Genomic DNA, 25,924 nt, shown 5'->3' with positions numbered 1-25,924 from the left:
TGTCGTCAAGCTGGAATATGATGACCGTAATAATTACAATAATAGCCAGACGCTACGTAGCAGACACCGCAGGAGATGAGATGGAGAAGCAGAGCAGCAAAGCGCATACGCGGCGGCGTATCCTTGATGAGGCGGCGCGCGTGATGCTTGAAACCGGCACCGAAGGAATTGGTGTGGCGGCGCTAATGAAGCGGGTCGGTCTGACACACGGCGGTTTTTATGCACATTTTACCTCACGCGAGGAGCTGGTTCAGGAGGTGCTGAAGCATATGTTTGCTGAAGCCGATACCTTAACGCCCGCGGAGCCCATGACCCAGCCAGCGCAGCAACTGGCAGATTTTATTGATAGCTATCTTTCCGAGGCGCATCGCAATGCACCGGCGCAGGGCTGTCCATTAGCCGCTCTGGTGAGTGAAGTGGCTCATCTTCCACAGCCAACGCGGCAGATCTTCGCACAGGGCTTTAACGCGATGCATGCCGGTCTGGCGCATATATTGCGTGAACTGAGGCTGCCCGATGCGGAAGCGCTGGCCTCCAGCATGCTCGCAGAGATGGTTGGCGCGCTGGCGCTGGCGCGAGCCTGTCCGGATGCAGAGCAGGCCAGCCAGATGCTGCAACGCAGCCGCGATGCGCTGAAGCAGCGCACGCTGGAGGTGGCGGCATGAGTGAACACGCGATCCGCGACATCATCACCTCCGGTCTTGATGTGCTGTTCTGTGGCATTAATCCGGGTCAGTCAACGGCCCATCAGGGGTTTCACTTTGCGCATCCCGGCAACCGGTTCTGGAAAGTGATCCATCTGGCCGGATTCACCCAGCAGCAGCTGAAGCCGGAAGAGGAGCAGCGCTTAACGGAAACCGGCTGCGGCATCACCATGCTGGTTGAGCGGCCCACGGTGCAGGCGAGTGAGTTAGCGCCTGATGAGCTGCGCGATGGCGGCAAACGGCTGATGGAAAAGGTACTGGATTACCAGCCGGCTGCGCTGGCGATTCTGGGTAAGGATGCGTTTCGTCGTGCTTTTAAGCAGAACAAAGTCGAATGGGGCAAACAGCCTATATGTATGGGGAAAACGCAGGTATGGGTATTGCCGAATCCCAGCGGCCTTAATCGCGCATCACTGGACGAGATGGTAGAGGCTTATCGTCAGCTCTATGTGGAACTGCATGCGGGGAACGAATGAATCTGCGCAGGGCAGGGGAGAGGCAGTAACAGGCAGGCATAAAAAACCCCGGCGAACCGGGGTTTTTGTCTGACTTAATCGTCGAGGAAGCTGCGCAGCACTTCCGAACGGCTCGGATGGCGCAGTTTACGCAGAGCTTTGGCTTCAATCTGACGAATACGCTCACGCGTAACGTCGAACTGTTTGCCCACTTCTTCCAGCGTATGGTCAGTGTTCATATCGATACCGAAACGCATGCGCAGCACTTTCGCTTCGCGCGCGGTCAGGCCAGCCAGCACGTCATGGGTCGCAGAACGCAGGCTCTCTGAGGTAGCAGAATCCAGCGGCAGCTCCAGCGTGGTGTCTTCGATAAAATCGCCCAGATGTGAATCTTCATCATCACCAATCGGCGTCTCCATAGAGATCGGCTCTTTAGCGATTTTCAGCACCTTGCGGATTTTATCTTCTGGCATCAGCATACGTTCAGCCAGCTCTTCCGGCGTAGGTTCGCGGCCCATCTCCTGCAGCATCTGGCGTGAAATACGGTTGAGCTTGTTGATGGTCTCAATCATATGCACCGGAATACGGATGGTACGCGCCTGGTCGGCGATAGAGCGGGTGATAGCCTGACGGATCCACCAGGTCGCATAGGTTGAGAACTTGTAACCACGGCGATATTCAAACTTATCTACCGCTTTCATCAGGCCGATATTACCTTCCTGAATCAGGTCAAGGAACTGCAGACCGCGGTTGGTATATTTCTTGGCAATCGAAATAACCAGACGCAGGTTAGCTTCCACCATCTCTTTCTTGGCGCGACGTGCTTTGGCTTCACCGATCGACATGCGACGGTTAATGTCTTTGACCTGTTCAATGGTCAGACCGGTCTCTTCTTCAACCTGCGCCAGTTTCTGCAGGGAACGTGTCACGTCGTCCTGCACTTCCAGCAGTTTTTCAGACCACGGCTTGTTCATGGCCAGTGCGGCTTTGAACCAGGTTTCATTGGTTTCGTTGCCGGTAAACAGCGTGATAAAGTTTTTCTTCGGCATTTTGCACAGCTCAATACAGAGCTTCATGATCAGACGTTCCTGCGTACGAACGCGTTCCATCATGGTGCGCATGCTGCCTACCAGGTAATCGAACTGCTTCGGTACCAGGCGGAACTGCTTGAAGACATCAGAGAGGTTCTGGATTTCAGCAACGGCGGCAGCATGACTGCGACCTTTGCTTTTAATCACTGCGCGGGTAGTTTCATACTGCTTACGCAGGTCAGAAAACTTCTCGCGCGCCAGTTCCGGATCGATTGAGTTATCGTCGTCGGAGCTGTCATCATCCTCCTCATCTTCTTCTTCATCGTCCTTACGATCGGCATCAGAGAGTTCAGAGCCCACGTGCGTTGCCGTTGGGGCGATATCTTCTTCTGCGTTAGGATCGACGAAACCGGTGATCAGATCGGAGAGGCGTGATTCGCCTGCTTCAACTTTGTCGTACTGATCCAGAAGATACGTAATCGCTTCAGGGTATTCGGCTACAGAACACTGAACCTGGTTGATACCGTCTTCAATACGCTTAGCGATGTCAATTTCGCCTTCGCGCGTCAGCAGTTCAACGGTACCCATTTCGCGCATATACATGCGGACCGGGTCAGTGGTACGCCCGATTTCAGATTCAACGCTGGATAACACCTGAGCGGCAGCTTCCGCGGCATCTTCGTCAGTATCGGAGCTGTTTTCGTTCAGCATCAGATCGTCGGCATCCGGGGCTTCTTCAACCACCTGAATACCCATGTCGTTAATCATCTGGATGATGTCTTCGATCTGATCTGAGTCGACGATATCTTCCGGCAGATGGTCATTGACCTCAGCATAGGTCAGATAGCCTTGCTCCTTACCACGGGTGACAAGAAGCTTGAGCTGTGACTGCGGGTTTTGCTCCATAAGACGGTATCCACACTTCTGTTAAATTAGATTGGTGTCGGTCGGCAGCGAGCCAACAATAGCAGTAAAGGCATTTAATTCTTGCCGCTGCCTTCGTCGCGGCGTGGGCTTTGCCCATCAGTATTCGGCACTTAAGCCGCTTGTATAAACTCTGTGCTAATGGCCTGGCTTACTTGCCATTCTTGTCCCCGGCAGTGCTCGCTTTCCTCACGTACTTCAGTACGCTCCGGAAGCTGTGCGCTGGCGGTGACCAGACTGGCTTCGACGCCTGCGGCCTTTAAAATATGTGCTGCTGGCCTGGCTTACTTGCCATTCTGCTCCCCGGCAGTGCTCGCTTTCCTCACGTACTTCAGTACGCTGCGGAAGCTGTGCGCTGGCGGTGACCAGACTGGCTTCGACGCCTGCGGCCTTTAACTTTTGGTACTGCGGACTATTTCGGTACCGGCATCACTCACGGTAGCGAAACGGGTGTCCGCGGCACTAAAACAGGCAATCTGCCCTTTCATCTGTCAGAACGGGCAGCGTGCTGAAAACAGTTACTTTCTGGCAAACGCCTGACTGAGAGTCCAGAGTTCCCGGCGCTCATCGGCGCTCAGTCCCTGGGTGCGTTCACGCGCAATCAAAAACTCCAGGCGCTCTTCAAGAGCAGAGTCGTAGATGCTGGCCAGCGAGTCCTGAAACACCGCTTCGGCTTCCTCATCTACTATCATGTGGTTCCAGATCGCCAGTGTTTCAAGCGTCTGACTAAAATTTGTTCCGCGATATAACTCTAGTAGCTGACCGGTGGTCAATCCAGGATTCTCATTACAACGGCCCACTAATTCAATAAATAGCGGTAAACCCGGCATTTTTGACTCAGACAGCCCATCAAGCGAAGGCACCAGGGTGGCCAGCTGCGGACTCTGAATCAGCAACGCGATCAGCACGCGCATAGTGGTACGCTTCAGCGGTGGCGCTACCGGCGTCGTTCCGCTTGCGGCCAGCTTCGGCATCAGCTTTTCAAGCTGATTGTCGTCAAGAATACCCAGCTTATTCCCCAGTTCCTGACGCATATAAATACGTAAGGTCTCACCAGGGATCTGCGTAATCAGCGGTAAAGCCAGCGTGCTCAGGCGCGCTTTTCCGTCACGTGAGCTCAGATCCACCTGCGGCAGCAGGCTATCAAATAAAAACGAAGAGAGCGGCATCGCCTGCTCCATCCTCGCTTCGAAGGCCTCTTTACCCTCTTTGCGTACCAGCGTATCCGGGTCTTCACCATCGGGTAAAAACATAAAGCGTAGCTGACGACCATCATTCATGTAAGGCAATGCGGTTTCAAGCGCACGCCATGCCGCTTCACGACCAGCCCTGTCGCCGTCGTAACAGCAGATCACGGTGTCGGTACTGCGAAACAGCAACTGAATGTGTTCAGCAGTGGTGGAGGTGCCTAATGACGCGACGGCATAATCTATCCCGTACTGCGCCAGCGCAACCACGTCCATGTATCCCTCAACCACTAACAGGCGGGCGGGTTCAGGATGGTTCTTAACGGCTTCATAAAGGCCATAGAGCTGGCGGCCTTTATGGAAAATAGGTGTTTCCGGCGAGTTCAGATACTTCGGCGTATCGTTACCCAGCACGCGTCCGCCAAAACCTATGACGCGTCCACGCTTATCGCGAATCGGAAACATGACGCGGTCGCGAAACCGGTCATAAGTTCGGCCTTTGTCATTGCTGACCAGCATGCCCGCTTCCATCAATGACTCGCGATCTTCCGATTGCTTACCAAAACGCTTGAGAACGTTATCCCAGCCGGCTGGCGCGTAACCTATGGCGAAGTGATTGATGATTTCGGCGCTCAGACCACGACGATCAAGATAGTCGCGTGCTGGCTGCGCACTGGATTGCTGCAGACCCTGCTGATAAAAACCGTTCAGGTTCTCCATCAGCTGATACAGGCTCTGGCGCTGATGGCGTTCCATCTGGCTGGGCCCGCTGCCTGCTTCATAAGGCACGTCTAAACCGTGGGAAGTGGCTAACTCTTCAATACTTTCCACAAACTCCAGACGATCAAAGTTCATTAAAAAGTCGATAGCGTTGCCGTGTGCACCACAGCCGAAACAGTGATAGAACTGCTTTTCGCCGTTTACGGTGAAAGAGGGCGTTTTTTCATTATGGAAAGGACAGCACGCATGGAAATTCTTACCCTGCTTTTTCAGCTTAACGCGGGCATCGATAAGATCCACGATATCCGTGCGGGCAAGTAAATCGTTGATAAATACGCGTGGAATTCGTCCAGCCATACGCCCCAGATTTTCAGCTCATAAACGGCAACAAGCCGCGCTTCCTTTCGGAAAGCACGGCCTTTTACTTGACTCTGTCTGCGTGAATCACGCGGTGGAGGCGGACCTCCGGAACGACTTAGTACAGACGAGTGCGGCGTGCGTTTTCGCGAGCCAGTTTCTTGGCGTGACGCTTAACTGCTGACGCTTTAGCGCGCTTACGTTCGGTAGTCGGTTTTTCATAGAACTCACGACGACGAACTTCAGCCAGAACGCCTGCTTTCTCGCATGAACGCTTGAAGCGACGCAGTGCTACGTCAAATGGCTCGTTTTCACGTACTTTAATTACCGGCATGTAACTCTCACCTCGATAAAATTCGGTTTTTGCTGCTGACTGCGGCGCCAGCACATTTCAAAATGGTGCAGCATTTTACTCCAACTCAAGTTGGTTTGTAAAGCACCATGGATAATTTGAAACCAACAGGAGCGTTTGCCTGTGCGGCTGCCGGTTTTTCCAGGGGCGGGAGTATAGCGCACTCTTTAGCCGACAGAAAATGACTTTTTACGGTGGATGCCCGCGCTGCACATCCAATTGCTGTGATAAACTGCGCGCCGCAAGAATGAGGTGATGCAATGCGAATTCTGGGTATTGAAACGTCGTGCGATGAAACCGGCATCGCAATCTATGATGACGAGGCCGGATTACTGGCTAACCAACTCTACAGCCAGGTAAAACTGCACGCCGATTATGGCGGTGTGGTGCCGGAACTGGCCTCACGTGATCACGTGCGTAAAACCGTGCCGTTGATTCAGGCTGCGCTGAAAGAGGCCGGTCTGGAGCCGCAGCAGATCGACGCGGTGGCTTACACGGCAGGCCCTGGACTGGTCGGTGCGCTGCTGGTTGGTGCCACCATTGGCCGCGCCCTGGCGTTTGCCTGGAAAGTCCCCGCCGTGCCGGTCCACCATATGGAAGGCCATCTGCTGGCACCGATGCTGGAAGAGAATCCGCCGGAATTTCCGTTTGTTGCACTCCTGGTGTCGGGCGGACATACGCAGCTGATTAGCGTCACCGGCATTGGTGAATATGCGCTGCTGGGTGAATCGATCGATGATGCGGCGGGTGAAGCGTTCGACAAAACGGCCAAGCTGCTTGGGCTGGATTATCCGGGCGGACCAATGCTGTCGAAGATGGCGCAGCAGGGCACGGCGGGACGTTTTACCTTCCCGCGTCCGATGACCGATCGTCCGGGCCTGGATTTCAGCTTCTCCGGCCTGAAAACCTTTGCCGCTAATACCATCCGCGCCAATGATGATGATGCTCAGACCCGTGCTGACATCGCCCGCGCCTTTGAAGACGCGGTGGTGGATACGCTGTCGATAAAATGTAAGCGTGCGCTGGATCAGACCGGCTTTAAGCGTCTGGTGATTGCCGGTGGCGTCAGCGCTAACCGCACACTGCGCGAGCAGATGGCGATCATGATGCAAAAGCGCGGCGGCGAAGTGTTCTACGCCCGCCCGGAGTTCTGTACCGATAACGGTGCGATGATCGCGTATGCGGGCATGGTGCGGTTAAAAGGCGGAACGCGGGGAGAGTTAAGCGTCAGCGTGCGACCGCGCTGGCCGCTGTCGGAACTGCCCGCCATCTGATGTGAAAAAAGCCGGCTTGCCGGCTTTTTTTATGGCTGAGATTTCTTTTTGCGCTTCCAGATCTTGCCTTCCTGACCCCGCCACAGCCGCTGAATATTATCGTGATGACGCAGCAGGATCATACAGGAGAGCATGGAAACCGGGAAGGTGAACTGCGGTTTGAACCACCAGACATAAAAAGGCGCGATCAGCGCGCTGACGATGGCACCCAGCGAGGAATAGCCGCTGAGTAAGACCGTTAACAGCCAGGTGCCGGTGACCAGCCCGGTTAAGTCCCAGCCAATCGGCGCAATCGCGCCAAATGCCGTCGCCACACCCTTGCCACCGCGAAAGTGAAAGAACACCGGATAAATATGACCCAGACAGGCGGCAATGGCGGTCAGGCCGAGATAGAGCGGAGTCACGTGCATCAGATAGGCCAGCCAGACCGGCACCATCCCTTTCAGCACATCAAACACTAATACGCTGGCTGCTGCGGTTTTACCGCCCAGACGCAGGACGTTGGTGGCACCCGGATTGCCGGAACCGTGTGTGCGCGGATCGGGCAGGCCAGCGAGTTTGCAAACCAGAATCGCACTGGAAATCGAACCGCAAAGATACGCGAAAATAATCATACCAAGCGCGAAAGCACTCATAACACCGTACCGTTCCCTTTAGGGTCGTTTTGATCTCTTTAACCGTGGATAATACGCATAATCAGCCGGAAGTGGTATCCGGCTTAGCCAAAAACAGAGACTCTCATCATGGATATCGTATTTATAGAACAACTCACGGTCTTCACCACTATTGGCGTTTACGACTGGGAACAGGGCATACAGCAGAAGCTGGTGCTCGATGTCGAAATGGCCTGGGATAACCGTCTGGCGGCCAGCAGCGACGATGTGAAAGATTGTCTCAGCTATGCGGATGTCTCCTCGGCGATTCTGACGCATCTTACCGGCAGTCGTTTTGCGCTGGTTGAACGGGTTGCTGAAGAAATCGCGGATCTGTTGATGAACCGTTTCAATTCGCCTGGCGTCCGCATAAAGGTAAGCAAACCGGGGGCTGTAGCCCAGGCAGCACAGGTTGGCGTGCGAATTGAGCGCGGGACTATTCCTAAATAAATACGATGTGATTGCCATCACAATGAAACCAAACCAAATTACTGTCTGTCATAGCGTGTACCGTTTCGTTACAGCAGGCGAAATGGTGTAGACCTTAAGGTTTAATTCAGGCTGATAGCGGCATGATTTCAGGCGATAGCCACGCGCTACCGCCTTTTTAATGGTTTTGAAACGGATAGAGGAAACATTTGATGGCAGATATTCATCAGCTTTGGGTAGCTGCAATCCTGGGCGTTGTGGAAGGGCTGACCGAATTTTTACCGGTCTCTTCCACAGGGCACATGATTATAGTGGGTCACCTGCTGGGCTTTGAGGGTGAAAAAGCCGAGACCTTTGAAGTTGTGATCCAGTTAGGATCGATTCTGGCTGTAGTAGTGATGTTCTGGCGCCGTCTGTTTGGCCTGATCGGCATCCACTTTGGCGAAGTCAAACATGAAGGCGTCGGCACTGGCCGTCTGTCGCTGATCCATATCCTGCTGGGTATGGTACCGGCGGTGGTCGTGGGTCTGGTGCTGCACGATCAGATCAAAACGCTGTTTAATCCGATCAACGTGATGTACGCCCTGGTGGTAGGTGGTGTGCTGCTGCTGGCAGCTGAGTACCTTAAGCCAAAACAGCCGAAAGCGGTGGGCGTCGATGATATTACCTATCGTCAGGCGTTTATGATTGGCTGTTTCCAGTGCTTAGCGCTGTGGCCGGGCTTCTCACGTTCCGGTGCAACCATCTCCGGTGGCATGCTGATGGGCGTGAGCCGCTATGCCGCGTCGGAGTTCTCCTTCATCCTGGCGGTGCCAATGATGATGGGTGCGACCGTACTGGATATGTACAAGAGCATCGGCTTCCTGACGATGGCGGATTTCCCGATGTTTGCGGTGGGCTTTGTCACGGCGTTTATCGTGGCGCTGATTGCGATTAAAGCTTTCCTTCAGCTGATCAAACGCATCTCGTTTGTTTCGTTCGCGATCTACCGTTTTATTGTGGCAGCCGCGGTTTACATGGTCTTCATGTAAAGCCCACGCAGCCTGCTAGTCAGGCTGCGTAATCGCCAGACCCTGCGCGACGGCGTCAATCCGTCGTCGCGTCAACTCTTCCCGCACTTCTGCACCTTTAAATCCCGCTTCGACCACCGCTTTGGTCGGCACCGCCTGCGCCAGCGCAAAAGCACGACGCAGATAGTCACCCTGCGGATAAGGCATGCTCTCCAGTCCGGCTCGCCCGCGCGCATCCGCTTCACTGGTCAGCGCCATCTGCTCAACGCGCTGTGGCTTGCGCCAGGCATCGATTCGGTCAAACAGTGCTACCAGCGACGCGGCAGATTGCCGTTCAATGGTGTGCACCACGTCGTGAAATTCGGTCACAATCAGCGCCAGATCGCGAATCGCGTTTGGTACCCGCAGTCGCTGGCACAGCGCCTCGACCAGGGGAACACCCGCCAGGCCATGACCGTGGTGGCTGGGCCACAGCTCAGGCGGCGTCAGCGCCTTGCCGACGTCATGGAACAGCGTGGCGAAGCGCACCTCGATCTCACTGGAGAGGGCGGCGGCCATCGCCAGTGTCATCAGCGTATGGACGCCGGTATCGATTTCCGGGTGCCACTTAATCGGCGCAGGAATACCAAACAGATTATCCAGCTCAGGAAACAGCACCTGCAATGCACCGCAGTCGCGCAGGACCTGAAAATAGACCTGCGGATTACGGGAACTCAGCGCCTTTTCCGTCTCTTTCCACACCCGCTCAGCAGTGAGATTCGACAGCTCGCCGCTTTCGGCCATCTGCTGCATCAGCAGCTGGGTTTCGGGGGCAATACGAAAGTTGAGATGGGCAAAACGCGCCGCAAAGCGCGCAACGCGCAGTACCCGCAGCGGATCTTCACTGAAGGCGTCAGAGACGTGACGCAGCAGGCGCAGGGCAATATCACGCTGGCCATTATAAGGATCGACCAGCTCACCGTTTTCATCCTGCGCAATCGCATTGATGGTCAGATCGCGGCGCTGTAAGTCCTGCTCCAGCGTCACGTCGGGCGCGGACCAGGTGACAAAACCGGTGTAGCCTTTCCCGTTTTTCCGCTCGGTACGTGCCAGCGCATACTCTTCGCGACTGACGGGATGCAGGAAAACGGGAAAATCGCGACCGACCTGGTGATAGCCCTGCTCAAGCATGGCTTCGGGCGTGGAACCTGTCACCACCCAATCTTTGTCTGTAACCGGCAGATTCAGCAGCGCATCACGCACCGCACCGCCAACAAGAAACGTCTTCACGCAAAACTCCAGAGAAAAAGAAATGACCTGCACGCCGGGCGCGTCCCGCGCCTGAAATCAGCGGTGCATATCATTTTATTGTTGCACAGATTCCCCGGATTGCAGACATGCCAAAAAGGGGATCCTGCGATCCCCTGCTCAAATCCGGCTAAATGGTGTCAGTTCATCCAGCGATCGCTTTTCTTACGGCGCGGCAGCATGTGCGGCAGTAACAGGCCCAGCAGCAGGCCGACGCCCAGCACGCCGCCGCCATACATAAACCACTGCATGATGATGGTGCGCTGCTTATCATCCAGCTGAACGTTAGCGGCGCTGACTTTCTTCTGCGCGACGATCAGCTCATTTTTTAGCTTCTGATTCTCGCCTTTCAGCCCGTTGATAACGCCGTCGCTGCTGGCGACTTTGTTCTGCATTTCAGCCGTGCGCTGGTTCCAGCTGTTGTCGATGTTATCCAGTTTGGCAGTCAGATCTTTCACCTGCTGCTCAAGCTGAGGCACCCGGGTGCGCAGGCTCGGATTAGCACTGAGCTGCGACAGGGGAATCCAGGTGGTACGGCCTTCCGAATCACGGATCTGGCCATAATGCGTGTCATTGTTGGTCTGTAACAGCTGCACCTCTTCCCCGGCGTTCAGCTTACCGAGCAGGCGAAACTGATCGCCCGGTCCGCTACGAACCCAGGTTGAAAGTTCATCAGAAACATAGCGTTTTTCGTCGGCATGGGCAGGTGCAAGGGTGCTAAGGGCCAGCAAAGTGAGTCCAGCGAGAGTAATTTTTTTCATTCGATTTCGTTTGGCTTAGTCTGACTAAAAATTTACCGGCACAGTCTGGAGAGGCCTCGCATAAATCTGAATGAGAACTATCCTGGTCTCATGAGAGTGCGAAAAGGTCTGCGAAAGAGCAAAGAAAGCAGAGACAGCGCGGCTTCTGTGCATTAATCTTCGCCTGATAACCCCTTGCCCTCCAGGCGACAGCTTGAGTAACCTGCTGATAATCGCCTGAAATATGCAGGAAACACCCTCTTAAGTGCCAGCGGCGTAGTGAATAAAAAATTATGACCATCGAAATCGAACTAAAGTTCATTGCAACTCCACAGGCGGCCGGGAAACTGGCTGAACTGCTCTCCACTCTGCCGCATCAGCATCAGGCTGCTCGCGAGCTGACCAACATCTACTTTGAAACCGACGACAACCAGCTACGACGCTGGGATATGGGATTGCGTATCCGCGGCGTAGACCAGCGTTATGAAATGACGCTGAAAGCGGCGGGGCAGACGCTCGGCGGACTGCATCAGCGTCCGGAATACAACGTTGAGCTCAGCGAACCGGTTCTGGACATTGCACGCCTGCCGGCAGAGATCTGGCCGCAGGGCACCGATGTCGCGGCACTGCAGCCGCGCTTGCAGCCCCTGTTCACCACCCATTTCCAGCGCGAGATCTGGCTGATCACCACAGGCAACAGTGAAATTGAAGTGGCGTTTGATCAGGGCGAGGTCACGGCAGGCGATCTCAGCGAACCGCTGTGCGAGATCGAGCTGGAGCTGAAACGTGGCGAACGCCAGGATCTGCTGGCCTTCGCACAGCAGCTGGTGGCGCTGGGCGGTCTGCGTATGGGCAGCCTGAGCAAAGCTGCCCGCGGCTATCAGCTGGCGCAGGGTAATCCGCCGCGCCAGATACAGCCTTTCCCGCTGCTGAAAGCGGGCGCCAAAGCCACCGTAGAGCAGGGCATGGTGGCCGCGATGTCAGCAGGACTTCATCACTGGCAATATCATGAAGAAGTCTGGCTGCGCGGCAATGCGGCGGCCCAGGATGCGGTGCGCGAAGCGTTGGATCTGCTGCGTCAGGCGTTCAGCCTGTTTGGTGCGCTGGTGCCGCGTAAAGCCAGCAGTGCGCTGCGTCAGCAGCTGACCACGCTGGAAGAGACGCTGGTGAATGAAGAGCAGGATGCTGCCACTTTCTGCTTATCTTCCCTCTCGGTTGAGACGCAGCTGGCGCTGACACACTGGCTGGCTGAATCTCAGTGGCGTCAGTGGATCGATGCCAAAGGGGAAGCCAAGCTGCAGGGGTCCTATAAACGCTTCAGCGACATTATGCTGAGCCGCGTCAACGCCGATCTGAGAGAAACGTTCATCACGGTAAAACAACCCAACGAGTATCAGGACAAAGCTACCCGTCTGGCGCGTCAATTGCTTACCGTCCACCTGCTGGCGGGATTCTATCCGTCTGAGGCGGTCGTGAGCTGGCTCGACCCGTGGCAACAGCTGCTGTCGGCAATTCATGAAAAACAGACGTCCGGGTTAGCCTGGCTGGCGATGCAGGCGCTGAAACAGCCTCCGTTCTGGCTCACCAGCGGCGCTGGCCGCTAAAGGACATTCCGTCACGCCATCAAGGAGGGAGTTATGTTGTCAGCACTTCCCGCGTTGCTACGCGACCAGGCCGAAGAGGCCGCCCGACAGATTGGGGTTCCGCTGGCTTCGTTAAGCCCGGAGCAGGCTGCCGGACTGGCTTTCAGCGATTTTGTGCTGGAAAACCTGCAACAACATCCCGATTGGTGGCAGGCGATGCTCGACCAGCCGCCGCAGCCTGATGAGTGGCAACACTACTCTGCGTGGCTCAATCAGGCGCTTAGCGGCATCGACAGTGAAGCGAGCCTGATGCGTGAACTGCGGCTGTTTCGTCGCCGTATGCTGGTACGCATCGCCTGGATGCAGTCTCTGCAGCACGCCACAACCGAACAGAGCCTGCAACAGCTCAGCGCATTAGCCGAAGTGCTGATCAGCCGGGCGCGTGACTGGGTTTATCAGGATTGCTGTCGTGATTTTGGTACGCCCTGTAATGCGGACGGCGACGCGCAGCCGATGCTGATTCTGGGCATGGGCAAGCTGGGCGGCGGCGAACTCAATTTTTCTTCTGATATTGACCTGATTTTTGCCTGGCCGGAAAACGGCACAACGCGTGGCGGACGGCGTGAACTCGACAACGCTCAGTTCTTTACCCGCATGGGACAGCGGCTGATTAAAGTGCTGGATCAACCCACCATGGATGGTTTTGTCTATCGGGTGGATATGCGTCTGCGCCCGTTTGGCGACAGCGGCCCGCTGGTGATGAGCTTTGCCGCGCTGGAAGATTATTACCAGGAGCAGGGACGCGACTGGGAGCGTTACGCCATGGTCAAGGCGCGGCTGATGGGTGATGACCACGATCGCTGGAGCCTGGAGCTGCAGCAGATGCTGCGGCCATTCGTTTACCGCCGCTACATCGACTTCAGCGTGATCCAGTCGCTGCGTAACATGAAAGGGATGATCAGCCGCGAAGTGCGGCGACGCGGGCTGAAAAACAATATCAAACTGGGTGCGGGCGGCATCCGTGAAACCGAATTTATCGTGCAGGTATTCCAGCTGATTCGCGGCGGACGTGAGCGCTCGTTGCAGCTGCGTTCACTGCTGCCGACGCTGGAGGCGATCAAAACCCTGGCCCTGCTGCCAGCGGAACAGGTCAATGCACTACGCGACGCCTATCTGTTCCTGCGGCGGCTGGAGAATCTGCTGCAAAGCCTGGGCGACGAGCAGACCCAGACCCTGCCAGAGGATGAACTGCATCGCGCCCGGCTGGCGTGGGCGATGGATTGTGCCGACTGGCCTGCTCTGATGACCCTGCTCGACGGCCAGATGGCGGCGGTGCGCGCTATCTTCGATGAGCTGATTGGCGAAGATACCCCTGAGATTGGCGATCAGCGTGAGCTGGCAGAGTTTCAGGTGCTGTGGCAGGACCAGCTGGAGGATAGCGAACTGGCGTCGCTGGTGCCGCAGCTCAGTGACGAGCAGCGGCTTATGCTGCACCAGACGCTGGAGGCGTTTCGTCAGGATATCAACCGGCGCACCATCGGCCCGCGTGGCCGTCAGGCGCTGGACCAGCTGATGCCGCGTCTGCTGAGCGAAGTCTGCCCGCGTGAAGATGCGGCGGTGACGCTCGGCCGCCTGACGCCGCTGCTGATCGGCGTATTGACCCGCAGCACCTATCTGGAGCTGCTGACCGAATATCACGGTGCGCTGCGCCACTTAATTCGCCTGTGCGCCGCCTCACCGATGGTAGCCAGCCAGCTGGCGCGTCATCCCTTATTGCTGGATGAACTGCTCGATCCCGCCACGCTCTATCAGCCAACCGCCACCGATGCCTATCGCGATGAGCTGCGACAGTATCTGCTGCGCATCCCTACCGAGGACGAAGAGCAGCAACTGGAAGCGGTGCGGCAGTTTAAGCAGGCACAGCATCTGCGTATTGCTGCCGCCGACATCGCCGGAACGCTGCCGGTGATGAAAGTCAGCGATCATCTCACCTGGCTGGCAGAAGCGATTATCGAATCTGTGGTGCGCCAGGCGTGGAATATGATGGTGCAGCGTTACGGCCGTCCTTCGCATCTGAGTAATGAACATGAACGCGGTTTTGCCGTGCTGGGCTACGGCAAACTGGGGGGCTGGGAGCTGGGTTACAGTTCTGACCTCGATTTGGTGTTCCTGCATGACTGCCCGGCAGACGCGGTGACAGAAGGGGAGCGCAGCATCGATGGCCGTCAGTTCTATCTGCGCCTCGCCCAGCGCATCATGCATCTCTTCAGTACCCGCACCTCCTCCGGCATTCTCTATGAAGTGGATGCGCGCCTGCGTCCTTCGGGCGCGGCGGGCATGCTGGTCAGTACCTTTGAGGCCTTTGAAGAGTATCAGCGCAGTGAAGCCTGGACCTGGGAGCATCAGGCGCTGGTCCGGGCACGCGTCGTCTTTGGCGAGGCGGCACTGGGTGAACGTTTCAGCGTGATTCGTCAGGCGATTCTGTCGCTGCCACGTGCCGCCGAAGCGCTGCAAACTGAAGTACGTGAGATGCGTGAAAAAATGCGCGCCCACCTCAGCAACAAACATAAAGGTCGCTGGGATATCAAAGCCGACGCGGGCGGCATCACCGATATTGAATTCATCGCCCAATATCTTGTCTTACGCTACGCCGCTGAGCAGCCTGAACTGACGCGCTGGTCTGACAATGTGCGCATTTTCGAGCTGATGGCGAAGTACCATAAAATGCCCGCCGATGAAGCACAGGCGCTGACGCAGGCTTATGTGACGCTGCGCGACGCATTGCACCATCGCGCCCTGCAGGAACAGCCCGGCCACGTTGAGCCAGAGGCCTATGCAGCGGAGCGGCAGACGGTTCTGAGCAGCTGGCAGCGCTGGCTGATAACGCCTGCGTCTATCCTGGCGTGATGCTGATAGCACAAATCGCAACTGTGCTATCATCCGCGCACTATTTTTAATGCAGTCTGGAGTGTCTGGAATGAAAGTGACTCTGCCCGCGTTCGGCCAAGCCTCAGTGCTGGTTGTTGGCGATGTAATGTTGGATCGTTACTGGTATGGCCCAACCAGCCGTATCTCCCCTGAAGCGCCGGTTCCGGTGGTGAAAGTGGACACGGTTGAAGAGCGCCCTGGCGGCGCGGCAAACGTGGCGATGAACATTGCAGCACTCGGTGCCGCGTCGCGACTGATTGGCCTGACTGGCGAAGATGATGCGGCGCGTGTGTTGAGTAACACGCTGAAAGACGTCAACGTGCATTGTGACTTCGTGGCGGTCAAAAGCCATCCGACCATTACCAAACTGCGCGTGCTTTCCCGTAATCAGCAGCTGATCCGCCTCGATTTTGAAGAGGGCTTTGATCAGGTCGATCCGGAGCCGATTCACCAGAAAATGCGTGAGTCACTGGCCGCCGCGGGTGCGCTGGTGCTGTCCGATTACGCCAAAGGCGCGCTCTCCAGCGTGCAGACCATGATTACTCTGGCGCGCGAAGCGGGCGTACCGGTATTAATCGACCCGAAAGGCACCGATTTTACGCGCTACCGTGGCGCGACGCTGCTGACGCCGAACCTCTCTGAATTTGAAGCCGTGGTCGGTAAATGCAAAAACGAAGAGGAAATTGTGGCGCGCGGCACCCAGCTGATTGCCGATTTTGACCTCGCCGCGCTGCTGGTGACCCGTTCAGAAAATGGCATGACGCTGCTGCAGCCGGGCAAAGCGCCTCTGCATCTGCCCACCCAGGCACAGGAAGTCTATGACGTGACCGGTGCGGGCGATACGGTGATTGGCGTGCTGGCGGCGGCATTAGCGGCCGGTGATTCGCTGGAAGAAGCCTGTTTCCTGGCCAACGCGGCTGCGGGTGTGGTGGTGGGTAAACTGGGTACGTCCACCGTCAGCACCGTTGAGCTGGAAAATGCGATTCATGCCCGCCCGGAACAGGGTTTCGGCATCATGACCGAAGCGCAGTTAAAAGCCGCCGTTGAGATGGCCCGTCGCCGAGGCGAGAAAGTGGTGATGACCAACGGCGTGTTCGACATTCTGCATGCCGGTCATGTCTCCTACCTGGCAAATGCCCGCAAGCTCGGCGATCGACTGATTGTCGCGGTGAACAGCGATGCGTCGACTAAACGTCTGAAAGGCGAAAGCCGTCCGGTGAACCCACAGGAAAACCGGATGATCGTGCTGGGCGCGCTGGAAGCGGTCGACTGGGTGGTGGTATTTGAAGAGGATACGCCGCAGCGGCTGATTGCGGGTATTCTCCCTGACCTGCTGGTCAAAGGGGGAGATTACAAGCCGGAAGATATCGCGGGCAGCAAAGAAGTGTGGGCAAATGGCGGCGACGTTCAGGTGCTGAACTTCGAAGATGGTATCTCCACTACCAACATTATCAAAACCATCCGCGGCAGCTAAAGCGCAGCGTAAGCGGGAGCCGGGCTCCCGCTTAAGGGCTTATTCTGGCTTGTTGTCCGCAACAGGCTTCACCACGTCCGCAACCGGTGACGGCGAGGCTGCAGGTGAGGTCGCTACGGCGGCTGATGGTGTGGTCGCCGCAACAGGCGTTACCGGTGCGGTTGCCGTCGGCGGCGTACCGGCTGATGACCCCTGACTTTCCAGCTGCGCCAGACGCTGCTCCAGCGCCGCCAGCTTCTCACGTGTACGCAGTAATACCTGCGTCTGCACATCAAACTCCTCACGGTTGACCAGATCCATCCGGGTCAGCTGCGCCTGAAGAACCTGACGAATTTTCTTTTCGACATCATCACCAAACTCACGAACACCTTTAGGCATCGCTTCGTGAACCTGACGGGCAAGTTGTTCAATTTTTTTCGTGTCGATCATGATGATTTCCTGGTTACGGGGAGCTGTGTCAGCGTGTTTACCAACGTAATAAGTGTTAAGTGTAATGCCAGAAATGAAAAGGATAAACCTCAAATCGGTAACGCAGGAAATGCAAAAGCAATTGCGCTATTGATGATTGCCGCCTCAAACGATCGGCGTTATAGTTAAAGTGCTTATTCTCAGGGCGGGGCGCAATTCCCCACCGGCGGTAAATCAGCTTCGGCTGAAAGCCCGCGAGCGCTTTATCTTGATGAAAAGAGAGGTAAAGGTCAGCAGATCCGGTGTAATTCCGGGGCCGACGGTTACAGTCCGGATGGGAGAGGGTAACGACATCTGTCGGACAATTGTGTCTGCTTCACGTTATTGCCACGTCTTTTTGACGTCACTCCTAAGCACGCCCTGATTCTGGTAACCCATACATTTTAAGGTTTTTATTACCATGAATCAGACGCTACTTTCTGAATTTGGCACGCCTGAACAGCGTGTAGAACGTGCTATCGCCGCCCTGCGTGAGGGACGCGGTGTGATGGTACTCGACGATGAAAATCGCGAAAACGAAGGCGACATGATCTTCGCCGCAGAAACCATGACCGTTGAACAGATGGCACTGACTATCCGTCACGGCAGCGGCATCGTCTGCCTTTGCCTGACCGAAGCGCGTCGCCAGCAGCTCGATCTGCCAATGATGGTGGAAAACAACACCAGCTCTTTCGGCACTGGCTTCACCGTGACCATTGAGGCCGCAGAAGGCGTCACCACGGGCGTCTCCGCGCAGGATCGTATCACCACCATCCGCGCCGCCATTGCCGACAATGCCAGACCCACCGATCTGCATCGCCCTGGTCATGTCTTCCCGCTGCGTGCCAGCGAAGGCGGCGTATTAACCCGTGGCGGGCATACCGAAGCGACTATTGATTTAGTCACCCTGGCCGGCTTTAAGCCCGCAGGTGTGCTGTGCGAACTGACCAACGACGATGGCACCATGGCTCATGCGCCAGAAGCGATTGCGTTCGCCCGTCAGCACAACATGCCGGTGGTGACCATTGAAGATCTGATCGCCTGGCGTCGCGCGCACGAAACACGCCACGCCAGCTAATCTGGCTGCTGCGATAAACAGGCCCCTCCCGGGCCTGTTTATCGTCCTGACACCCGGAATGGCGCGGCCTGACCGCTGACTACTCCTCTTTCCTTCATGTCGAAACGCTGTTAAACCTGCCACGTTAAATTTCATTCAAATTTCCTGATGATCACCATCATGGTTATCCGCGTGATAAAGCAGCGGATGCGCGTATCGTAATGGCTATCAAATACTCGATCCCGGGGATCACGAATGAGCCAGTTACGAATGCCAGCGCTGTTTTTGGGTCACGGCAGCCCGATGAATGCCCTTGAAGAGAATCGCTATACCGCCGCGTGGCGTCACCTGGGCGATACTCTGCCACGTCCACGCGCGATTATTGCGGTTTCTGCGCACTGGTATACGCGCGGCACCGCCGTGACGGCAATGGCACAGCCTGAGACCATTCATGATTTTGGGGGCTTTCCGCAGGCGCTGTTTGATACGCGCTATCCGGCACCGGGATCGCCTGAACTGGCGCAGCAGCTGGTGGAGCAGTTAGCGCCCGTTGCGGTGACGCTGGATCACGAGTGGGGACTGGATCATGGTTCCTGGGGTGTGCTGATCAAGATGTATCCGGAGGCCGATATTCCGGTGGTCCAGCTAAGCATTGATGGCACCAAACCTGCGGCATGGCACTTTGAGATGGGTCAGAAACTGGCTGCACTGCGCAATCAGGGTGTGATGATTGTCGCCAGCGGCAACGTGGTACATAACCTGCGTAAAGTGCGCTGGGATGGCAACAGCGAAGTTTATCCATGGGCCAGCAGTTTTGAACAGTTTGTCCGCGATAACCTGGCGGTGCAGAGCGATGCTGCTTCTCATCCGCTGGTTAACTTTATGGATCATCCTGGTGCGGCGCTTTCTAATCCAACACCTGAGCACTATCTGCCGCTGCTCTATGTACTTGGCGCACGTCAGCCGGATGACGCCATCAGCATTCCGGTTGATGGCATGGAGATGGGTGCGATCAGCATGTTGTCGGTTCAGGTAGGTTAGGGAAGCCAGAAGAAAACAGGCCAGAAGCTGGCCTGTTATTATCGCGGTGCATTAACCGATAAAAGCGTGCGGATAGAAACGGGAAAGATCCTGCGTGATCAGGTCGCGATCTTCCCGCAGGCCGATACCGGCCGGTTGATCGTCAATCAGCCAGCTGCCGATCAGCGTATAGCTGTCGCCAAACTTAGGCAGCGGATGGAACTGCTGGACGATCATTCCCTCTTCGCCATACGGCCCATCGACGCGGGCGATCTCCTGACCATTTTCCACGATGCGAATGTTGGCACCTTCACGTGAAAACAGCGGCTTCACCACATATTTGTCCATGTGCGGCACGTCATCTTCCGCGAACCAGGCGGGCAGCAGATTAGGGTGATTCGGGAACATCTCCCACAGCAGCGGCAGCAAGGCTTTATTCGAGATAATGCTTTTCCAGGCCGGTTCCAGCCAGCGCACGCCAGCATCGCCCAGCTTGGTGGAGAACATCTCACGCAGCATGAATTCCCACGGATAGAGCTTGAACAGGTTGCTAATCACCTGATCCTGGGCGTCGGTAAATTCCCCTTTTTCGCCCAGTCCAATTTCATCCATGTAGAGAAACTCACTCGGCAGTCCCGCTTCGGTGGCGCAATCCTGAAGATATTGCACGGTGCCGCGATCTTCGTCGGTGTCACGGCAGCAGGCGAAGTGCAGCCAGTTGAAGCCGTGCTGCTGATGTAACGCGGCGAAGCGTTCAATCAGCTTTTCCTGCAGGCTATTAAACTGATCGCTGCCTGCGGGGAGCTGACCGGCGTTAAGCTGGTCCTCCAGCCACAGCCACTGGAAAAATGCCGCTTCATACAGCGAGGTCGGCGTATCGGCATTGTTCTCCAGCAGCTTTACATCGCCTTTGCCATCCCAGGCGAGATCCAGACGAGAGTAAAGCGAAGGCTGACGCTGATGCCATGAATCGCGCACGAAGTCCCAGGTGTGTTTGGGGATGCGGAATTTAGCCAGCAACGCTTCGCTGTTAACCACTTTTTCCACCACCTGCAGGCACATTTGATGTAATTCAGCGGTCACCTCTTCCAGATGCTCGATTTGCGCCAGTGTGAACTGATAATAAGCATCTTCACACCAGTAGGGTTCACCATGCATGGTGTGAAAACGAAAACCGAACTCGGTGGCTTTTTCGCGCCAGCCTGGGCGCTCTGAAATGGCAATGCGTTCCATCGGGGCGTTAGCCTCCCATTGAGCGGCTGGAAGTGCCGCTGGCGCTGCTACGCTGCATGCTGTTCTGCTTCGCGACGGTTTCACCAAAGCCACCACGGGTAATGGTGGAGGTGGTAGCCGGTTTTGGTGCCAGCGCCGTTTTCGGCACGGTCATGCTTTTGCCGGATGTTGCTGCACCATAATTACGGCCTGATGCATCAACAAACTGACCATTGGCCGGGCTGCGGGCATTTTTCGGTGAGAAGAGCGGTTGCTGTGCAAAGCCCGAACCACCGCCCATCATGCGACCCATCATGTAACCTGCCATCAGTGGCATCCAGAAGCTGCCGCCACTCTGCTGCGATTCGGCATTAGTGGTGCCCACGCCCGCCTGAGCCGGTGTCTGCTGACACTGGTTTTCACCAAATTCAGCGACACAATCTTCACGCGTGGCATATTTAGGCGCGGTGCGTTCCGCCTCTTTTTTGGCTTCATTGAATGCGGTAGTACATTGCGCACTCTGGCCCGGATTGGCTTTTGAACAGTCATCGGCATTCTGGTACATCGAAACTGTTTCGTCGTTCTGTTCACAACCAGCCAGCATAAATACCGCCGAAACGGCGATAGCAACGGGCGTTAAATGGCGTGCCTGCCAGCTTTTGCGAAAAGCGGCATAGCGAATAGATTTTGTGCGTTTCATTATGATTATCCTGTGCCCAAAGGTAGCGCATAGAATAGGGGATGGGGGGGTAAAATTGAAGCTGGAGGCCTGATACAACAGGGATCTTTACTTAGTTATACGTTCAACAGAGAGACGGGCCGCAAAGCAGCCCGTCCGCTCATTAATTACCGAAAGGATTACCGCTGCTGTGGCGAGCCGCAGGACGCGCTGCCTCAGAAGAGCCGGTTGCCGCCGGACCGCTATCCACGCGCGCGGTCTGCTGTGCATTTTCCGGTGCTACCGTTTCCGGTGAGGTCGGGATCTCTTTACCCAGCTGGCTGTTCAGTTTCTGCAGGCTCTGCTCATTGAGCGTACCCAGCGCATAGCTGATATTCAGCTGGTTAATCAGATAGCTATAGCGCGCATCAGAGAGCTGCTGCTTAGCGTTGTAGAGCACGGTGGTTGCATCCAGCACATCAACGATAGTACGCGTACCAACCTGATAGCCCGCTTCTGACGCATCCAGAGAGCTTTGCGCAGAGACCACGGCCTGTTTATAAGCGTTGATGCTGCTGATAGAAGCATTCACGTTGTTAAACGATGAGCGGACTGTCTGAACCGCAGAGCGGTGCGCGCTTTCCAGTGATTCACTGGCGCTGACGAAGCTGTACTGCGCCTGTTTCACCTGAGAGGTGACGCTGCCGCCGCTATAGAGTGGCAGTGAGAAGCTCAGACCCACCTGGTTAGAACCGGTAATGGAGTCAGTAGACCCCTGGCTCTGGTTCGCACGGCTGCCGCCATATTTGCTGTTCGACATGCCGGTAGAGGCCGTCAGACCCAGCGTCGGCATGTGACCAGCTTCAGCTGAGCGGATCTGCTCACGGGCTAAATCCTGGTTCAGACGCGCAGAGAGCAGCGACAGGTTACGGCTTTCCGCCTGCTTAAGCAGCGCGCTGACCGGTTCGGGCTTATCGGTTCTGAAGCGATCAATGCTCAGCGACGCCAGCGACATGTAGTCCATGCCGGTGATCTGACGCAGCGTTTCGACGTTGTTATCAAGGTTATTACGCGCGGTCACTTCGTTAGCCAGCACGCTGTCATATTGCGCACGGGCGTTCTGTACGTCAGTAATGGCAACCAGACCAACGTTAAAGCGCTGGGTAGTTTGATCCAGTTCGCGATAGATCGACTGTTTCTGCGCTTCGGTGTAAGAAAGGGTATCAATCGCTTTCAGCACGTTAAAGTAGGCGGTCGCGGTGTTCAGAATCAGATCCTGCTGCGCCACCTGATAGGTCACATCCTGAATACCGGCAGCTTTTTCCTGCAGGGTCAGTGCGCGCCATTTCGACATGTCGAAAATAGTCTGGGTTAATTGCAGCGAGCCGCTGGTCGTGTTGGAATGGAGACCGCTACTGTCGCGATAGCCGTTGTTATAGGTGTAGTCTGCACCCAGGCCGAGCTGGGGTAATAATGGGCTACGCGCTTCGTTGATTTTCTCAAAGGCAGAATCGCGATCGGCAGCGGCGCTGCGCAGATCCGGGTTGCTCAGACGTGCTTGTTGATAAACCTGAAGCAGGTCTTCGGCCTGGCTGGCGAAGCTGAAACCGCCCAGGCTCAGCCCAATAAAAAATGGGAGCAGTTTTTTCATTTGCATTCCTTTTGTTGCAGCAAATTGCAGTGGGTGCGCTGCCGGGTAAGCCAAAAAATTATCGCCGATTCTAGCAGAGGGCAACTGTGAGATAAGTTGGCTGAACGTGCCTTCTCCCCCTAATTTACGTAAATAATTCAGAAAGAACCACTTACATGGAGCACGGTTACAGGCTTTTTTCGCTCCACCCCAATCTGCATAAGGAACCCGATGATGCCGGAAGAAAAAAAATCCCCTGTGACTTTCACAAAAAACGATGTAGAAATTATTGCACGCGAAACCGTCTATGATGGTTTTTTTTCCGTCGTACGTTATCGCTTCCGCCACCGCCAGTTTAACGGCGAAATGAGTGGGGAAGTACAGCGCGAAGTTTTTGAGCGCGGACATGCCGCCGTGCTGCTACCTTATGATCCCTTACGCGATGAAGTGGTGCTGATTGAACAGATCCGCATCCCGGCTTATGACAGCAGTGTTTCGCCCTGGCTGCTGGAGATGGTCGCCGGCATTATTGAGCCCGGTGAATCTGTTGAGCAGGTCGTGCGCCGTGAAGCCGTTGAAGAAGCAGGATTAGAGGTCGGCCGGATTAAGCCCATGCTTAACTATCTGGCCAGCCCTGGCGGCACCAGCGAACGTCTGTCGGTGCTGATTGGGGAAGTGGATGCCAGCCAGGCAGAGGGATGCCATGGTCTGGAGGAAGAGAATGAGGATATTCTTGTCCATGTGGTGAGCCGCGAACAGGCTTACCGCTGGGTGGAAGAGGGGATAATTGACAATGCGGCGTCTGTCATCGCCCTGCAATGGCTGGCGTTGCACCATGAGAAACTACGCGAAGAGTGGATACAAAAATGAAACAGCGCTATACCCCTGACTTTCCCGAAATGATGCGGCTCTGCGAAACCAATTTCGCCCAGTTACGCCGCCTGCTGCCGCGTAACGATGAGGCGGGAGAATCGGTGATCTATCAGGTGAGTGGCGCCCGTTATCAGCTGACGATCCAGGAGTCCACACGCTACACCACGCTGGTGGAGATCCGCCAGGTCGCGCCTGCCGTGAGTTACTGGAGTCTGCCCTCGATGTCGGTAAGGCTCTATCACGATGCGATGGTCGCCGAAGTGTGTTCAACTCAACAGATCTATCGTTTCAAAGCGCGCTATGATTATCCTAATAAAAAATTGCATCAGCGCGATGAAAAACATCAGATAAACCAGTTTCTCGCAGACTGGCTGCGCTACTGCCTGGCACATGGTGCGATGGCAGTTCCGGTCTGCTGATGCGTATAATGCAGTAAATGGCGTGGAGACGAAGGAAACGCTTTGGATAGCCTGCTAACTCTTCCTGCAGCGAACGGTTCCGAAATCAGGATTTTGCAAATCACGGATACCCACCTGTTCGCGGGAAAACATGAATCGCTGCTTGGGGTGAACACCTGGTCGAGCTATAAAGCGGTGCTGGATGCGATTATTGCGCAACATCGCGACTACGACCTGATTATCGCCACCGGCGATCTCGCCCAGGATCACTCTATCGAAGCCTATCAGCATTTTGCTGAGGGCATCTCACGTTTGCCGCGGCCCTGCGTCTGGCTGCCCGGTAATCATGATTTTCAGCCCGCGATGTTCGACACGCTGGCAGCCGCTCATATCAATGCCCACAAGCAGGTGCTGGTGGGTGAACAGTGGCAGATTGTGTTGCTGGACAGCCAGGTCTCGGGTGTGCCGCACGGGATGCTGAGCGATTATCAGCTGGAGTGGCTCGATAACGCGCTGGCCCGCTATCCGCAACGTCACACGCTGGTGCTGCTGCACCACCATCCGCTGGCCTCTGGCTGTACCTGGCTCGATCAGCACAGCCTGCGCAACTCACATCAGCTCGATGCGGTGTTACAGCATTACCCGTTAGCCCGGACGCTGGTCTGTGGTCATATTCACCAGGAGCTGGATCTTGAGTGGCACGGTCGTCGTGTGCTGGCCACCCCTTCAACCTGCGTTCAGTTCAAACCGCACTGCACCAGCTTTACGATCGACACCGTGGCACCAGGCTGGCGCTGGTTCACGCTGTATCCGGATGGCGGCCTTGAGACCGAGGTTAACCGGCTCGACACCGACGCTTTTCGTCCCGATTTAGACTCAGAAGGATACTGACGCGTGGCGGCATTACTCTATCTGCACGGTTTTAACAGCTCGCCGCAGTCGGCTAAGGCGACGCAGTTCCGGCAATGGTTAGAGGCGCAGCATCCGGAGATCGAAATGATCGTGCCCCAGCTGCCGACGTTTCCGGCCGATGCCGCCGCAATGCTGGAAGATCTGGTACTGAGCCGCAGCGGCGAAACGCTGGGGCTGGTGGGCTCGTCGCTGGGCGGTTATTACGCTACCTGGCTGTCGCAATGCTTTATGCTGCCTGCTGTGGTCGTCAATCCTGCGGTGCGGCCTTTTGAGCTGCTGGCGGATTTCCTGGGCGAAAATCAGAATCCCTACACCGGCCAGCAATATGTGTTAGAGTCACGCCACATTTACGATCTGAAAGTAATGCAGATTGAACCGCTGGAAGCGCCCGATTTACTCTGGCTGCTGCAACAGACCGGCGATGAAGTTCTCGATTACCGTCAGGCGCTCGACTATTACAGCGCGTGCCGTCACACGGTAGAAGAGGGCGGAAATCATGCATTTACTGGATTCGAGCGCCATTTCCTGCAGATTCTGGACTTTCTCGGTCTGAATCATCCCTGAGTAATGCGGAAATCGCACCCCATTTCACCCTTCTAATCAGACATT

The 25,924-nt window shown here is 55.9% G+C and carries 24 protein-coding genes and 1 riboswitch; of the genes, 14 read left to right on the top strand and 10 right to left on the bottom strand.

Annotated features, from left to right (window positions below):
- The first annotated feature begins 80 nt into the window (after window positions 1-80).
- Together HFD87_RS18190 and mug are read left to right on the top strand one after the other, a co-directional pair.
- On the top strand, window positions 81-665 hold the full coding sequence (locus HFD87_RS18190; RefSeq protein ID WP_167423751.1) for a TetR/AcrR family transcriptional regulator: 585 nt from the start codon (window positions 81-83) through the stop codon (window positions 663-665).
- Window positions 662-1,180, top strand: coding sequence for a G/U mismatch-specific DNA glycosylase (mug, locus tag HFD87_RS18185; RefSeq protein WP_010678532.1), 519 nt, complete (start codon window positions 662-664; stop codon window positions 1,178-1,180). The genes HFD87_RS18190 and mug overlap by 4 nt, the downstream gene beginning before the upstream one ends.
- Window positions 1,181-1,254: 74 nt before the next feature.
- Here the strand turns inward: mug and rpoD are convergent, their stop codons facing one another.
- From rpoD to rpsU, 3 genes are all read right to left on the bottom strand, one after another.
- Window positions 1,255-3,096, bottom strand: a complete 1,842-nt coding sequence (rpoD, locus tag HFD87_RS18180) for an RNA polymerase sigma factor RpoD (protein ID WP_010678531.1) — start codon at window positions 3,094-3,096, stop codon at window positions 1,255-1,257.
- Between the two features lie 536 nt (window positions 3,097-3,632).
- Window positions 3,633-5,378 (bottom strand): DNA primase, encoded by a 1,746-nt coding sequence (dnaG, locus tag HFD87_RS18175; RefSeq protein ID WP_033772636.1) that lies wholly within the window; start codon window positions 5,376-5,378, stop codon window positions 3,633-3,635.
- Between the two features lie 118 nt (window positions 5,379-5,496).
- Complete coding sequence (gene rpsU, locus HFD87_RS18170; protein WP_001144069.1) at window positions 5,497-5,712, bottom strand: 30S ribosomal protein S21; 216 nt, start codon at window positions 5,710-5,712, stop codon at window positions 5,497-5,499.
- Window positions 5,713-5,990: 278 nt separating this feature from the next.
- On the opposite strand from rpsU, the gene tsaD reads away from it, so the two are divergent.
- On the top strand, window positions 5,991-7,004 hold the full coding sequence (gene tsaD, locus HFD87_RS18165; protein ID WP_022623892.1) for a tRNA (adenosine(37)-N6)-threonylcarbamoyltransferase complex transferase subunit TsaD: 1,014 nt from the start codon (window positions 5,991-5,993) through the stop codon (window positions 7,002-7,004).
- A gap of 29 nt (window positions 7,005-7,033) precedes the next feature.
- Here the strand turns inward: tsaD and plsY are convergent, their stop codons facing one another.
- The gene (gene plsY / locus HFD87_RS18160; protein WP_167423750.1) at window positions 7,034-7,639 is read right to left on the bottom strand and encodes a glycerol-3-phosphate 1-O-acyltransferase PlsY; all 606 of its coding nucleotides are present in this window, start codon (window positions 7,637-7,639) and stop codon (window positions 7,034-7,036) included.
- A 108-nt stretch (window positions 7,640-7,747) separates the two neighbouring features.
- Between plsY and folB the strand changes: the two genes are divergently transcribed.
- Together folB and bacA are read left to right on the top strand one after the other, a co-directional pair.
- On the top strand, window positions 7,748-8,107 hold the full coding sequence (folB, locus tag HFD87_RS18155; RefSeq protein ID WP_010249061.1) for a bifunctional dihydroneopterin aldolase/7,8-dihydroneopterin epimerase: 360 nt from the start codon (window positions 7,748-7,750) through the stop codon (window positions 8,105-8,107).
- 191 nt (window positions 8,108-8,298) lie between these two features.
- On the top strand, window positions 8,299-9,117 hold the full coding sequence (bacA, locus tag HFD87_RS18150) for an undecaprenyl-diphosphate phosphatase (RefSeq protein WP_010249058.1): 819 nt from the start codon (window positions 8,299-8,301) through the stop codon (window positions 9,115-9,117).
- Window positions 9,118-9,132: 15 nt separating this feature from the next.
- Here the strand turns inward: bacA and HFD87_RS18145 are convergent, their stop codons facing one another.
- Window positions 9,133-10,365, bottom strand: coding sequence for a multifunctional CCA addition/repair protein (locus HFD87_RS18145; protein WP_010249056.1), 1,233 nt, complete (start codon window positions 10,363-10,365; stop codon window positions 9,133-9,135).
- A gap of 158 nt (window positions 10,366-10,523) precedes the next feature.
- Window positions 10,524-11,144 (bottom strand): TIGR04211 family SH3 domain-containing protein, encoded by a 621-nt coding sequence (locus HFD87_RS18140; protein ID WP_008925741.1) that lies wholly within the window; start codon window positions 11,142-11,144, stop codon window positions 10,524-10,526.
- A 272-nt stretch (window positions 11,145-11,416) separates the two neighbouring features.
- Between HFD87_RS18140 and HFD87_RS18135 the strand changes: the two genes are divergently transcribed.
- The 3 genes from HFD87_RS18135 (at window position 11,417) to hldE (ending at window position 17,108) form a co-directional block, all read left to right on the top strand.
- Window positions 11,417-12,727, top strand: coding sequence for an inorganic triphosphatase (locus tag HFD87_RS18135; RefSeq protein WP_010671132.1), 1,311 nt, complete (start codon window positions 11,417-11,419; stop codon window positions 12,725-12,727).
- A 33-nt stretch (window positions 12,728-12,760) separates the two neighbouring features.
- Complete coding sequence (gene glnE / locus HFD87_RS18130; protein WP_158148987.1) at window positions 12,761-15,613, top strand: bifunctional [glutamate--ammonia ligase]-adenylyl-L-tyrosine phosphorylase/[glutamate--ammonia-ligase] adenylyltransferase; 2,853 nt, start codon at window positions 12,761-12,763, stop codon at window positions 15,611-15,613.
- 70 nt (window positions 15,614-15,683) lie between these two features.
- A complete protein-coding gene (gene hldE / locus HFD87_RS18125; protein ID WP_167423749.1) occupies window positions 15,684-17,108 on the top strand; it encodes a bifunctional D-glycero-beta-D-manno-heptose-7-phosphate kinase/D-glycero-beta-D-manno-heptose 1-phosphate adenylyltransferase HldE in 1,425 nt (474 codons plus the stop codon).
- A gap of 39 nt (window positions 17,109-17,147) precedes the next feature.
- Here hldE and HFD87_RS18120 read toward each other — a convergent pair whose 3' ends face one another.
- A complete protein-coding gene (locus tag HFD87_RS18120) occupies window positions 17,148-17,537 on the bottom strand; it encodes an accessory factor UbiK family protein (protein ID WP_033772624.1) in 390 nt (129 codons plus the stop codon).
- A 171-nt stretch (window positions 17,538-17,708) separates the two neighbouring features.
- Window positions 17,709-17,866, top strand: a riboswitch (FMN riboswitch).
- A 110-nt stretch (window positions 17,867-17,976) separates the two neighbouring features.
- On the opposite strand from HFD87_RS18120, the gene ribB reads away from it, so the two are divergent.
- On the top strand, window positions 17,977-18,633 hold the full coding sequence (gene ribB / locus HFD87_RS18115; protein ID WP_031590879.1) for a 3,4-dihydroxy-2-butanone-4-phosphate synthase: 657 nt from the start codon (window positions 17,977-17,979) through the stop codon (window positions 18,631-18,633).
- A gap of 234 nt (window positions 18,634-18,867) precedes the next feature.
- A complete protein-coding gene (gene ygiD / locus HFD87_RS18110; protein ID WP_033758835.1) occupies window positions 18,868-19,653 on the top strand; it encodes a 4,5-DOPA dioxygenase extradiol in 786 nt (261 codons plus the stop codon).
- A 51-nt stretch (window positions 19,654-19,704) separates the two neighbouring features.
- On the opposite strand, the gene HFD87_RS18105 is transcribed toward ygiD, so the two are convergent.
- The 3 genes from HFD87_RS18105 to tolC form a co-directional block, all read right to left on the bottom strand.
- A complete protein-coding gene (locus HFD87_RS18105; RefSeq protein ID WP_022623884.1) occupies window positions 19,705-20,865 on the bottom strand; it encodes a glutathionylspermidine synthase family protein in 1,161 nt (386 codons plus the stop codon).
- 7 nt (window positions 20,866-20,872) lie between these two features.
- A complete protein-coding gene (locus HFD87_RS18100) occupies window positions 20,873-21,544 on the bottom strand; it encodes a DUF1190 family protein (protein WP_010249037.1) in 672 nt (223 codons plus the stop codon).
- A gap of 142 nt (window positions 21,545-21,686) precedes the next feature.
- Entirely contained in the window at window positions 21,687-23,153 is a 1,467-nt protein-coding gene (gene tolC / locus HFD87_RS18095) for an outer membrane channel protein TolC (RefSeq protein WP_010249035.1), read from the bottom strand.
- Window positions 23,154-23,366: 213 nt separating this feature from the next.
- On the opposite strand from tolC, the gene nudF reads away from it, so the two are divergent.
- Genes nudF through yqiA form a run of 4 tightly spaced genes read left to right on the top strand, consistent with a single transcriptional unit; the run spans window position 23,367 to window position 25,879 of the window.
- Window positions 23,367-24,002, top strand: coding sequence for an ADP-ribose diphosphatase (nudF, locus tag HFD87_RS18085; RefSeq protein ID WP_033758832.1), 636 nt, complete (start codon window positions 23,367-23,369; stop codon window positions 24,000-24,002).
- A complete protein-coding gene (locus tag HFD87_RS18080) occupies window positions 23,999-24,424 on the top strand; it encodes a DUF1249 family protein (RefSeq protein ID WP_008925735.1) in 426 nt (141 codons plus the stop codon). The genes nudF and HFD87_RS18080 overlap by 4 nt, the downstream gene beginning before the upstream one ends.
- 42 nt (window positions 24,425-24,466) lie before the next feature.
- Window positions 24,467-25,294, top strand: coding sequence for a 3',5'-cyclic-AMP phosphodiesterase (gene cpdA / locus HFD87_RS18075; RefSeq protein WP_022623882.1), 828 nt, complete (start codon window positions 24,467-24,469; stop codon window positions 25,292-25,294).
- Between the two features lie 3 nt (window positions 25,295-25,297).
- Entirely contained in the window at window positions 25,298-25,879 is a 582-nt protein-coding gene (gene yqiA / locus HFD87_RS18070; RefSeq protein WP_022623881.1) for an esterase YqiA, read from the top strand.
- Window positions 25,880-25,924 lie beyond the last annotated feature (45 nt).

The sequence above is a fragment of the Pantoea sp. EKM21T genome, assembly GCF_011800405.1.
Lineage (GTDB): Bacteria > Pseudomonadota > Gammaproteobacteria > Enterobacterales > Enterobacteriaceae > Pantoea > Pantoea agglomerans.
This window is presented reverse-complemented; position numbering and strand designations above follow the sequence as displayed.